Consider the following 14275-nt stretch of genomic DNA (forward strand, 5'->3'; position numbering starts at 1 on the left):
ATCAGCAACGCTGGCCATCCGCTACATCCGGTGCTCCGAATCAATGGGCGTGGATCACGTCCTACGGCTGGCGCGTGCGCGCCTGCGGTGGCGGTGCTCGGGGAGATGCGCATCAACAGCGGCAGAAGGAGTGATTGATGAGTTCATTGGCCACGGATCGCGTCGACCAATGCTCTTCTGGTGAATTCTCGGCACAACCATTCGCACTGTCGCCTGCGCAAACAGCCTTGTGGTACGCCCAACGGATTCGCCCCGACGTTCCGCTTACCATCGCCCAGTATGTCGAGATCCACGGCGACCTGGATGTCGGCCGCCTGCTCTACTCGATCGAACGCTTCGGCGCCGAAACGCAGGTTGGACATGTACGCCTGGTAGAGATCGACGGCGTCCCGCATCAGGTGATCGACCACACCTTCCGCCCGGGCTGGGACCGGATCGATCTGCGCGACGAGCCTGATCCACACGCTGCCGCGCTGCGCTGGATGAACGAGCACGCCAGCTCGCCGATCGATTTCGAGAGCGATCCGCTGACCACGAACATAGTGCTGCGAACCGGCGAATCCGACTACATCTGGTACGCACGCGGCCATCACATCGTGATCGACGGCTACGGTGCGATGAACGCGCTCACCCGCACCGCGGAGATCTATACGGCGCTGGAAAACCACACCGAACCGGCCGTCTCGCGCGCGACGCCGCTGGCGAAAATCTATGCGGACGAATCCACCTACCGAGATTCCGGCCGGTTCCGCACCGACCGCGACTACTGGCTCGAGCAATTGGCGGGCGCTGGTGGACCGATGACGCTGTCCAATGTGATCGGCCTGACCGCCGCCCCCGACGCGGGGCGGCGGCGTGCTTGCGCGGTCCTCGACGAACGCGCCGAGACGGCCATGAACGCGGCGACGGCCGCATTCGAGACCCACAGCTCGACGATGTTCGTCGCGGCACTGGCCTGCTATGTGCGTTCGGTGACCGGCAATCCGGATGTGGTGCTGAGCCTGCCGGTTTCCGCGCGCACCACGGTCGCGCTGCGCCGTTCCGCGGGTGTGGTCTCCAATGTGGTGCCGATCCGGCTGCACTTCGATGCCGACACCACCGTCCGCGACGTGGTGCGGGGCGCGGAATTGCAGATCACCGGCGCGCTGCGGCATCAGCTCTACCGCCACGACGACATCCGCCGCGACTGCGGCTACTCCCGCGACGCACGTGGCTTCTTCGGCCCGATGGTCAACATCATGCTGTTCCATGACGAGCTGAAGTTCGGCAGTCTGCTCGGCTCGCTGCACGTGCTCGCCACCGGCCCGGTCGAGGACCTTTCCATCAATGTGTACAACGGCGAGGGCGGCCGCATCCACATCGACTTCGAGGCCAACCCGCGGCTCTACACCGATACCGAGGTCACGGCACACCACGCCCGGTTCCTGGACTTCCTGACCCGATTCCTCGCCGCCGACCTCGACACCCACGCCGAAAGCCTCGCCGCGATCACCGACGACGAGCGCGAGCGCGTGCTACACACCTGGAACGCCACCGGGATGGCACAGCGTCCGGGCACCCTGTCCGGTCTGTTCGCCGATCGCGCGATGATCTGCCCGGATGCGGTCGCACTCGAATTCGCCGACGAGACACTGACTTACCGCGAACTCGACGAGCGGGCCAACCGGCTGGCCCGCCTGCTGATCGCCCGCGGCGCGGGCCCGGAGACGGTGGTCGCCTTGTGCTTGCGGCGCAGCATCGAACTCGTCGTCGGCATGTACGCGGTCATCAAGGCGGGTGCGGCCTACCTGCCCCTTGATACGGAGAACCCCGCCGAGCGGATCGATCAGATCCTCGAGCAGGCCGAGCCCGTGTGCGTATTGATCGCGGCCCGCGACGAACTCGCGCTCCCGGAGCGCGCGGCCGTGCTGGCCATCGACACCGTCGACCTGTTGAATGTCGACGCCGCTCCGATTACCGACAGCGACCGCCGCACTCCGCTGCGCGCCGACCATCTCGCCTACGTCATCTTCACCTCCGGCTCGACCGGAAAACCCAAAGGCGTCGGTGTAACCCACACTGCGATCGTCAACCGGCTGCGCTGGATGCAGCACGAATACCCCCTCGACGGCACCGACGCCGTCCTGCAGAAGACCCCGGCCACCTTCGACGTCTCGGTCTGGGAATTCTTCTGGCCCTTGCAGATCGGCGCGCGATTGGTCATCGCCGAACCCGACGGGCACCGTGATCCCGCCTACCTGGCTCGGATCATCAGCGAAAAGTCCATCACCACGGCGCATTTCGTGCCATCCATGCTGTCGGTGTTCGTCACCGACACCGATGTGCGCGATTGCGCCGGTCTGCGCCGAGTGTTCTGCAGCGGTGAAGCATTGCCGGCGGCTACCGTTCGCGATTTCCGCGCCGCCCTGCACGGGCCGGAACTGCACAATCTGTACGGACCGACCGAAGCCGCCGTCGACGTCACCTACTGGCCGTGCTCGGACGAACCGGCCACCGTGCCCATCGGATCTCCGGTGTGGAACACCCAGACCTACGTCCTCGACTCGCTCCTGCGGCCGGTGCCGCCGGGGGTAGCGGGGGAGCTGTATCTTGCGGGCGTCCAGCTGGCGCGCGGGTATCTCGGCCAATCCCAGCTCACTGCGGACCGTTTTGTGGCCAATCCGTTCACTCCCGGCGCTCGGATGTACCGCACCGGCGACTTGGCCCGCTGGCAGGGCGATCCGGATCTCGGTCGGCACGAGGACGATTCGGATCGCGGCGTGCTCGAATACCTGGGCCGCAGCGATTTCCAGGTCAAGATTCGTGGCCTGCGCATGGAACTCGGCGAGATCGAGGCGGCATTGCTGGCCGACGAGCGGGTCGCGCGCGCGGTGTGCGTGGCCCACACCAGCCGAACCGGCGACGAGCTCGCCGCCTATGTCGTTGCCGTCCCGGCATTTACGGCGGACCTGGACACCACCACACTGCAGAATGCGTTGCGCCGTACCCTGCCCAGCTACATGGTGCCCGCCTCGCTGATGGTCCTCGATGAACTACCACTCAGTGCCAACGGCAAGATCGACCGCAAGGCCCTGCCCGAACCCGTCATCGCCCGCCCGGTCGGGCCGGTCACCGCCGAACCGCGCAGCGAGGTGGAGCGGGTACTCGCCGGCATCTTCAGCGAAGTCCTGTGCATCGACGAAATCGGTGTCGAGGACGGCTTTTTCGACCTGGGCGGCAATTCGCTCATCGCCGCACGCGCGGTGGCGCGGATAAACGCCACGCTCGGCGCCGGGCTGACCATCCGTGACCTGTTCGAGGCGTCGACCATCGCCGCGCTCAGTGAGCGTTTCGCCACACACAACCCGGACGCGTCCTCCCCGAAACTGGTCCCCGCCGAACGGCCGCGACGGATTCCGCTGTCGCTGGCCCAGCAGCGGCTGTGGATCCTCAACCGTTTCGCCGAACACGCCGCCGCATACAACATGCCGCTGGCCGTCGAAATCGACGGGCCGATCGATCTCGTGGCGCTGCGAGCCGGTCTCGTCGATGTGATCGAACGCCACGAATCCCTGCGCACCACTTTTCCGGACGGGGCGGACGGACCCTGCCAGCTGATACATCCTGCTACCGAGATCCCGCTGACCCTGGACCCGATCGACGCCATCGGCGCCGATGTACGCGAACTCGCCGAGGAGTTCGCCGGCTACGGCTTCGACCTGCGCAGCCAGGCCCCGATTCGGGTCGCACTGTGGTCCACCGCACCGGATCGGCACGTTTTCCTCATTGTGCTGCACCACATCTGCGGTGACGGCTGGTCGGTGGCGCCAATGGCCAGAGACCTGATGACCGCCGTCACCGCGCGCGCGGAGGGCACCACACCGCACTGGAAGCCGCTGCCGGTGCAGTACGCCGATTTCGCACTGTGGCAACGGGAACTGCTGGGTGACGAAGCCGATCCGGCCAGTGCGCTGAGCCGTCAGCTCGCGTACTGGCGCTCGGCCCTGCGCGGTCTGCCCGACCAGCTCGACCTGCCGCTGGATCGTCCGCGTGCACTGCACCGCTCGACCAGTGGCGGCCGGGTCGAGTTCACCATCGCCCCCGAGATCCGTCGCGCCGCTGGCGAACTCGCGGCCAGCCGGGGCGTCAGCATGTTCATGGTGCTGCACGCGACACTGGCCACCCTGCTCGCGCGGCTGTGTGCGAGCACCGATGTCACCATCGGCACCCCGATCGCCGGTCGCTCCGATCCGGCGCTCGATGACCTCGTCGGAATGTTCGTCAATACTCTGGTACTGCGGACCGAGGTCGATCCGGCAGCCGGATTCGACCAGATGCTCGACGTGGTCCGCGAAACCGATCTCAATGCCTTCGCCAACGCTGATGTGCCGTTCGAGCGGCTGGTCGAGCTCGTCAACCCGGAGCGCTCCGCCGCCAGGCACCCGTTGTTCCAGGTGATGTTGTCCTACGATCACGCACCCGATCTGCGCATCAATCTGCCCGGTGTGCAGTCGCGGGTGCTGCCGATCGCCGCCGATATCGCCAAATTCGATCTGCAGCTGGAGGTGCACGACGGCCTGTCCGATGGCCCGCTGCACGCCGAATTCGGCTATGCCACTGATGTTTTCGACCAGCGCACGATCGAATCGTTCGCCCACCGCTTCATCGCCGTACTCGGTGCCGTTGTCGCCGCGCCGAATATGCCGGTCGGTGATCTGGACATCCTGGATACGCGCGAGAGCGCGAAGCTGGTGCCGATCGCGGGCGCACCCGGCGAACCGTCGATCACACTGGCGCGGTTGCTCACCGACACCGCCGAGCGGATGCCCGATGCCGTCGCCGTGCGTTACAACGACACCGACACCAGCTACCGCGAACTCGATGAGATGTCGAATCGCCTGGCGCGCACCCTGATCGAACACGGCGCCGGACCCGAGGTCGTGGTGGCGATCGCGCTGCCGCGCAGTCTCGACTCGATCGCGGCCATCTGGGCGGTCGCGAAGACCGGTGCGGCATATGTGCCGATCGATCCGAGCTACCCGGCCGAGCGGATCGGGCATATGATCGCCGATTCCGGCGCCATGCTCGGACTCACCGTGCCGGATTGCCTGGTTGCCATGCCGGCCTGGCCCGCCGCGCGCGGCAAACACCGCAAGCATTACGTCGACTGGCTGGTGCTCGGCTCCGACGAGCTGGCCACCGAATCCGCCCGCCACGGTACCGATCCCGTCACCGACGCGGATCGGCATTACCCGCTGCGCACCGGACATCCGGCCTACCTGATCTACACCTCGGGCTCCACCGGAAAGCCGAAGGCGGTAATCGTCACCCACGCCGGTATCGCCTCGCTGGCGAATGAGCAGATGCATCTGTTCGGCGTGACGGATTCGGCACGGACATTGCACTTCTCCTCGCCCAGTTTCGATGCGTCGGTGCTGGAGATGCTGCTCGGCTTCGCGGCGGGCGCGACCATCGTCGTCGCACCCGCTGGCATGTACGGCGGTGCCGAACTTGCCGAATTGCTGCGCACGGAGCGTGTCACACATGCCTTCATCACCCCGGCCGCGCTGGCCACCGTGCCGAACGAGGGACTCGACGAACTCGAGGCAGTCATCGTCGGCGGTGAGGCGTGCTCGGAAGAACTGGTCGAGCGCTGGTCGCGCGGGCACCGCATGCACAATATGTACGGACCATCGGAGGCGACCGTCGCCGCTACCGCCAGTGGTCCGATGCACGCGGGCCGTGCCGTACCGCTCGGCATGCCGGTGCGCGGTATGCGGCTGTTCGTACTCGATGGCCGGCTGCATCCGGTCCCGCCGGGCACGCCAGGAGAGCTCTACCTGTCCGGTCCCGGTCTGGCGCGCGGCTATCTCGGCCGCTACAGCCTTACCGCACAGAGCTTCCCGGCCAACCCGCTCGGTAGGCGCGGGGAGCGGATGTACCGCACCGGCGATCTCGTGGTCTCCGATCCGATCGGACAGCTGCGCTTCCTCGGCCGCGCCGACGACCAGATCAAGATCCGCGGCTTCCGTATCGAACTGCGCGAGATCGACCATGTACTTCGCGCGCACCCGGGAGTGGGGCGCGCGCTCACGGTCGTACACACCGACGATGAGGGTGAGACCCGCCTGATCGCCTACGTGACCGCGGACGAGGCGATCGATGCCGCCGATATCACCGAGACCGCGCGGCAGCGGCTGCCCGGCTACATGGTGCCCGCCGCGATCACCGTGCTCGACGAGATGCCGGTGACCCCGTCCGGCAAACTCGACCGAAAGGCCTTGCCCGCACCGGTTTTCGCGGCAGCCGGTACCTCGCGCGCACCGCGCACCGAACTGGAGCGGCAGGTCGCCACAGTGTTCGGCGATATCCTTGGCCACCCGGTGACCGGCGCCGAGGACAGCTTCTTCGACGTGGGCGGCAATTCGCTGCTCGCCACCCGGCTCGCGACCGCGCTGTACGAGCAGTTCGGTGTCGACCTGCCGGTGCGGCTGATCTTCGAGACACCGACGGTGGCCGGGATCGCGGCACGCATAACGGAAGCGCCCCGGACGCAACGGATGGCGCTGGCTGTGCATATCCCGCGTCCGGGACGCATTCCATTGTCGCTGCCCCAGCAGCGACTGTGGTTCCTCAATCGATTTTCACCCGAATCGAGTGCGTACAACATCGCATTCGTCATTCGAATCGACGGCGATCTGGATATACCCGCTCTGCGTGCGGCGCTGACCGACCTGGTGGGCCGACATGAGGTGCTGCGCACCGTCTTCCCCGAGGACGACGCGGGCGCACAGCAATCGGTACTGCCCACCGTCCGGGCCCTGCCGGTACTCGATGTGGTGCCGACCGACGAGGGCGCCGCCGAACAGGCGTTGCGGGCATTCGCGCGCACCGGATTCGATCTCACCAAGGACCTCCCGCTGCGGATCACCTTGCTACGCACCGAAACTCGGCGGCACCTGCTCGGCATTGTGCTGCACCACATCGCCGCCGACGGCTGGTCGCTCGGGCCGCTGACCAAAGATCTGGCGGCCGCCTACATGGCCCGGCACGAGGGCGGTGTACCCGCCTGGACGCCACTTCCGGTGCAGTACGCGGACTTCGGGCTGTGGCAGCGGGCCTACCTCGGCGATGAGGCCGATCCACAGAGCCTCGCGAGCGAACAGCTCGCGTACTGGCGCACCGCGCTGGCGGACCTGCCCGAGGAACTGCCGTTGCCCTACGACCGGCCGCGTCCGGCCCAGCCGACACAGCAGGCGGGCACCGTGCGCTTCAGTGTGCCCGAGCCGGTGCAGCATGCCCTCGCCGAACTTGCGCGCGAACAAGGCGTCAGCACGTTCATGGTGCTGCGTTCGGCGCTCGCGGTATTGCTGCGTTTCGTTACCGGCGGTCGCGATATCGTGATCGGCACGCCGGTCGCGGGCCGCAACGACACCAAGCTCGACGAGTTGGTCGGCATGTTCGTCAATACGCTGGTATTGCGTTCGGATGTCGACCCGGACATTTCGTTTGCGACGCTGTTGCGCGCGGATCGGGATACCGAGCTGGCCGCCATGGCGCACGGCGATATTCCGTTCGAGCGCATCGTCAAGGAACTGGGCCGCGGCGCCCATGGTGGCAGCCGCCATCCGCTGTTTCAGGTGGCGCTGACGGTGCAGGACGGGCCGATGCCGTCGCTCGAACTGCCCGGCCTGGCACTGCGCGCCGAGGAACTGGATATCGCGCTGGCGAAATTCGATCTGGAGTTGCGGGTGGCGACGGTGTCCCGCGACACCGGTTCGGGCGAGTCTTGGCGTGCGTTCGAATTCATCTACGCCGCAGAGCTTTTCGATGCCGCGACGATCAAGACGCTGGCCGATCGGTTCCTGGCGGTGCTGGCGGCCATTAGCGGTACGCCACGGGCGCTGGTTCGAGATATCGACGCGCGCACCGAATTCGAGCGACGTGTGCTCACCCCGGCCACCGGCGCACCGTCCACGCCGCAGTGCACGCTGGCCGAGTACTTCACCGCGACCGCGCATCGGAATCTGCACCGCACGGCCGTTCGAGCGGGCAGCATCTCGCTGACCTATGCCGAGGTCGACCGGCGCTCGAATCGCTTGGCGCGGGCGCTGATCGAACGCGGTTTCGGTGCGGGGGACCGGGTAGCGCTCGGCCTGACCCGCTCGATCGAATCGGTGGTCACGATGCTCGCCGTCGCCAAATCCGGTGCGGCGTTCGTGCCGGTCGATCCGAACTACCCGGTTGACCGGGTGCGGCACATGCTGGTGGACTCCGGCTGCCAGGTCGGCATTACCATGTCCGTGCATGCTGATCGGCTGTCCCCGGCGGACGGACCGGTCACCGACTGGTTGCTGATTGATGATCCCGAATTCGCCGATGAGCTGGCCGAACTCGATGACTGCCCGGTCGAGGACCACGACCGCCTGCGCACCATCGACATCGCCGATCTGGCGTATGTGATCTACACCTCGGGCTCTACCGGAAAACCCAAGGGCGTGGCCGTCACCCACAGCGGCCTGTCGAATTTCGGCGACGAGGTCCGCGACCGCATGCGAATCGACCAGGATTCGCACACGCTGCACTTCTCCTCCCCGAGTTTCGATGCGGCCATCTTGGACTTGCTGCTCGCGATCGGATCCGGCGCAACCATGGTGATCTGCCCAACCGATATCTATGGTGGTGACGAACTGGCCGCGCTGCTGGAGCGCGAACGCGTTACCCACGCGTTCATCACCCCGGCCGCGCTGGCCACCATTGATCGGCAGCGGTGGTCATTGCCGAACCTGCGTGCAGTGCTGGTGGGTGGTGAGGCCGTCGGTGCCGAGTTGGTGGCCCGCTGGGCGCCGGGACGGCAGATGCACAACGTATATGGGCCGACCGAAACCACCATCGTCATCACGATCTCGGATCCGCTGGCGGTCGGTGGGCCGAACACCATCGGCACGCCGGTGCGCGGTGCGCGGGCGCTGGTACTCGACGAGCGGATGCGCCCGGTTCCGGTCGGTGTGCCCGGCGACCTGTACCTCGGCGGATTCGGTGTCACGCGTGGGTATCTCGACCGGTTCGAGCTCACCGCGACGCGGTTCGTCGCCGACCCCTACGGTCCCGCGGGTTCGCGGATGTACCGCAGCGGTGACGTGGTGCGCTGGAATGCCGCGGGCAAAATCGTCTACCTCGGGCGTAGTGACCATCAGGTGAAGGTGCGCGGCTTCCGCATCGAACTCGGCGAGATCACCAATGTGCTCGTCGACCATCGCGATGTGCGGTTCGCGCACACCGAGGTGCGCCACATCGCGGGTGCGGACCGGATCGTCTCGTTCATTCAGCCCACCGACGAAACGCGCACGCTGGATATCGACGCGGTGCGTGCCCATGTTGCCGAAAAACTGCCCGCGCATATGGTTCCGGCCAGCATCACTGTGTTGGACGGGATTCCGCTGACGCCGACCGGCAAGTTGGATATCGCCGCACTGCCGGAACCACAGTTGACGGTGCGCGCCGCGCTGCGCGCACCCGAGACCGCATCCGAGCGAATGGTCGCCGAGGTGATGGGCGAATTGCTCGGCCTGGAAACCGTGAGCGCCGACGACAGCTTCTTCGATATCGGCGGAAACTCGCTGCTGGCAACGCAACTCGTGACCCGCCTGGCCGCGGCGACGAGTACTCGGCTCGAGGTGCGGACCGTCTTCACGGCGCCGACGGTCGCCGAACTCGCGGCGCTGCTCGACTCCGGACCCGGTGCGGACACCGGGCTGGAGTTGGCGCGCCGCGAGCGGCCGGAGCGGATTCCGTTGTCGGCTGCCCAGTACCGGCTGTGGTTCCTGAACCGGTTCAACGAGATCGGCGCCGATGCGGGCACTACCGCTGGTGCGTACAACGTTCCGGTCGTGCTGCGCCTGCACGGCGAACTCGATGTCGATGCGCTGGTGCGGGCGCTGCACGCGGTGCAACGGCGGCACGAAACGTTGCGCACAGTGTTCCCCGAGATCGATGGGGCGCCCGTGCAGCAAGTGCTCGATCCCGCCGACGCCGAGGTCGCGGTGTTCGCCGTGACCATGCCGCCCGCGGAAGTTCCCAGCGCTGTACAGGATTTCGCGACGCCGGGATTCGACCTGGCGACGACCGTGCCGATCCGCGCCGCGTTGATCACGGTCGATACGGCCGGCGCCATCGACGCGCCGCCAGCGGCGTCGGCCGAGCACATCCTGGTACTGGTCGTGCACCACATCGCCATCGACGGCTGGTCGCTGGAACCCCTGGCCGCCGACGTGGCCGTCGCGTACCGGGCGGCGTGTGAGGACAAGACCCCCGACTGGCCGGAATCCGAGGTCCAGTACGCGGATTACACGCTGTGGCACCAGGACACGCTCGGCAGCGAGGACGAGCCGGATTCGGTGGTGAACCGCCAGCTCGACTACTGGCGGCGCGCCCTCGACGGGATTCCGGAGCTGCTGAGCCTGCCCGCGGACCGGTCGCGTCCGCCCGCACCGACCTACCGCGGCGGCACGGTCGAATGTGCCATCGATCCGTTCGCCCATCGCGAACTGCACAAGATCGCCATCGGCAATAACGTCAGCATGTTCATGGTGCTGCACGCTGCGCTCGCGGTGCTGCTGCACCGGATGACCGCGACCGATGACATCGTCGTCGGCACCCCGATCGCCGGGCGCGGCCATCCCGCGCTGGATCGGATGGTCGGCATGTTCGTGAACACCTTGGTGCTGCGCACCCGGATCGATCCCGACGCCAGGTTCACCGATCTGCTGCACACCGTGCGCGATACCGATCTGGATGCGTTCGCGCACGCCGACCTGCCGTTCGAACGCCTCGTCGAGGTGCTGAATCCGGTTCGCTCGCAGGCGCATCACCCGATGTTCCAGGTGATGCTGTCGGTGCAGAATCATCCGGTGCGGGTGGTGGATCTGCCCGGGCTGCGGATCGAGGCGGAGGATGTCGATACCGGTATCGCGAAATTCGATCTGCAGTTCACCCTGACCGAATCCCACACCGACACAAGGGAACCGGCCGGGATCACGCTGGCGGTCAATTACGCGAGCGATCTGTTCGACGAGCAGACCGCCGAGTGGCTCGGCACCCGACTGGTCCGCCTGCTCGCCGCCATCGCCGCGAATCCAACTACCGCGGTAGGGGATCTGGAACTGCTCGATCCCGCCGAATGGTCCGGGCTCGCGCCGGTACGTGGGGCGCGGGCGGACCGGCCGGTCACCTTCCCGGAGCTGTTCGAGGCCGCGGTGAATGTCGACCGCAAGGCCATCGCGTTGCGCTCGGACGACACCCAGGTGAGCTACGACGCGCTCGACCGGTGGACCAACCGGCTGGCGCGGGTGCTCATCGAACGTGGCGTCGGTCCGGAAACGCTGGTGGCGCTGGGGATTCCACGTTCGGTCGAATCGGTCGCGACCATGCTCGCGGTGGCCAAGGCGGGTGCGGCGTTCGTACCGGTCGATCCGATGTACCCCGCACAGCGGATCAGTCATATGCTCACCGATTCCGGTGCGGCGCTGGGGATCACGCTGGCCGAGCACCGCGATCGGATGCCCGGCGACGCCGAATGGCTCGTGCTCGACGACGCCGAATTCCGCGGCCGGGTGCTGGACGCGTCCGATGCGCATATCGGGTCGGGAGAGCGGACCGCCCTGCTGCGGTTGGACAATCCGGCGTACGTCATCTATACCTCCGGTTCGACCGGCACACCCAAGGGGGTAGTGGTTACACACGGTGGGTTGTCGAACTTCGCCGCGGAGACCGCGCATCGCTTCGACGTCCACCCCGGTTGCCGGGTCCTGCATTTCGCGACGCCCAGCTTCGATGCCGCCATGCTCGACGTGCTGCTCGCTCTGGGTGGTGCGGCGACGCTGGTGATCACGCCACCTGGTGTGGTCGGTGGGGCCGAGCTGGGCAAGGTGTTCATCGACGAGGGGATCACGCACGCGTTCATCACCACCTCGGCGCTGGGCACGGTCGATCCGACCGGGGTCACCGAGTTTTCGCACGTGCTGGTCGGTGGCGAGGCGCTTCCGCCCGACCTGGTCAGTCGCTGGGCACCAGGGCGCAACCTGTACAACGCGTACGGGCCGACCGAGACCACCATCGTCACGGTGATCTCGCAGCCCATGACGCCGGGCGGGCCGATCACCATCGGTGGCCCGATCCGCGGTGTCAACGCGACCATTCTCGACGCGCGTCTGCATCCGGCGCCGGTCGGGGTGACCGGTGAATTGCACCTGGCGGGTAGCGCCCTGGCACGGGGCTACCTGAACCGGCCCGGCCTGACAGCGCAGCGTTTCATCGCGAATCCGTACGGCAAACCGGGTGAGCGGATGTACCGCACCGGTGATCTCGCGCGCTGGTTCGGCCGCAGCCCCGACGGGGTCCGCGAGATCGAATACGTCGGCCGGACCGACCATCAGGTGAAGATCCGCGGCTTCCGCATCGAACTCGGCGAGATCGACGCCGCGCTCGCCCAGCATCACGCGGTGGAGTTCTCGACCACGATCGGATACCGGACGCCCGCCGGTGCGACGGCGTTGGTGTCGTATGTGAAGGCGCGCAACGGAATCACGCCGGGTACCGCAGAGCTCACCGAGCATGTCGCCGCCCGGGTGCCGAATTACATGGTGCCGCAATCGATCATGCTGATCGACGAGATCCCGCTCAGTCCGGTCGGCAAACTCGACCGAAACGCATTGCCGGAACCGGTCTTCAGCGCGACACAGGGCTATCGGGCACCGACCAGCCCGACCGAGGCGCAGCTGTGTGCCGCCTTCGCGACGGTGCTCGGTGTCGAAACGGTGGGTGTCGACGATGGGTTCTTCGAACTCGGCGGCAATTCACTGCTGGCCACGAAAGTCGTGGCACAGCTGCGCGCCAACGGGATCGATCTCCCGGTGCAGCTGATGTTCGGCGACTCCACGCCGGCCGCCATCGCGGCCCGGCTAGATGGAACCGGCACCACGGGTGCGGCGATTGCCGCGACACTCGAGCCGGTCCTGCCCATCCGTGCCCGCACCGCCGCGAGCCGGGCTCCGCTGTTCTGCATCCATCCTGCGATCGGGCTGGCCTGGTGCTACTCGGGTCTGCTGGCGCACCTCGCACCGAACCGTCCGGTGTACGGACTCCAGGCGCCGCACGTCGCGGGTGCGGAAGGGTTCGATTCGATCGGCGAGGCCGCGGAAAGCTATGTGGCGCATATCAAGTCGATCCAGCCGCAGGGGCCCTACCACCTGCTCGGCTGGTCGCTGGGCGGCCTGATCGCGCACGAGGTCGCGATCCAGTTGCAGCAGGCCGGTGACGAGGTCGCGCTGCTGTCGATGATGGACAGCTACCAGCTCAGCGATGAATGGCTCGAACATGCGATTCCGACCGTCGCCGAGATCATCGGCGAATTCGGCAGCGACGCATTGGGCGACGACGTGGAGTTCGACCAGAGTATGAGCCTGCGCGACGCCGCGGAACTGCTGCGTTCACGCCCCGGCCCGTTCGCCGCGCTGACCGTCGAACACCTGGAGCGCCTCTATGCGGGCTACGCCAACGGCACCGTCCTCGCCCACGGCTTCCGCCCCCGCACCTTCAACGGCGACCTCCTGTTCTTCACCGCGGGCGATGATGAAATCAACCGCACCGATCCCACTCGGCGCGCCGCCGCCTGGCAGCCCTTCATCACCGGCACCATCCAGAATCACGACCTGCGCTGCAAGCATTCGGCCATGACGACACCGGAATCACTTGCCGTCATCGGGCCGGTGCTCAACGAGCACCTCGAAGCCGCGGCGGCACGAGCGCGTGAGGCGCGACAGTGACTGTCGAGCGCGCAACAGCCCGCTCGGTACCGGGTGGTACCGGGTGCGGGTCCGGTGGCGTCGTGAAAGACGCGAGTCGGTCCCGCGCACCGGGACCGGCGTCGGCACGTACGGCAGCGCCGGTCATGTGTGCGTCGCGCGTCAGAGGCTGTGGCCGTGTGCGGTGGGTTTCGAACAAAATCCATCCTCCGAGCGTCCGGATGCTCGGACGGAACCCGATGTTACCGAGGCAGATTCATGCGAAATATCGCCGGCAATGTGCGGCCTTCGACACCGGCGCCCGGGGTCGGAGAAGGAGACAGCTGTGAGTGAGCGAGGCGAGCAATCCGTAGGCCGTGGCGAGCAGCCCACGGTCAGGGCGGCGCTGGTGGAGATGCCGGTGTCGAACATCGAGGGAGAGGCATGAGCGAGCGTCAGCGAGTGAATCGTGAGCACAGCGCGCCATGGCCTACGACGGAGCCGAGCGCGAGCGA

Annotated in this window: 1 protein-coding gene; it reads left to right on the forward strand. The window is 66.9% G+C overall.

Annotated features, from left to right (window positions below):
- Positions 1–137: 137 nt before the first annotated feature.
- Positions 138–13802 (forward strand): amino acid adenylation domain-containing protein, encoded by a 13665-nt coding sequence (locus tag ACWEO2_RS01600; protein WP_452403545.1) that lies wholly within the window; start codon positions 138–140, stop codon positions 13800–13802.
- The last annotated feature ends 473 nt before the right edge of the window (positions 13803–14275 follow it).

The sequence above is a fragment of the Nocardia sp. NPDC004278 genome (assembly GCF_053602975.1).

Excerpts from the sequence above, each read along its gene's own strand:
- ACWEO2_RS01600 (WP_452403545.1), top strand. The coding sequence starts at position 138 with ATGAGTTCATTGGCCACGGATCGCGTCGACCAATGCTCTTCTGGTGAA.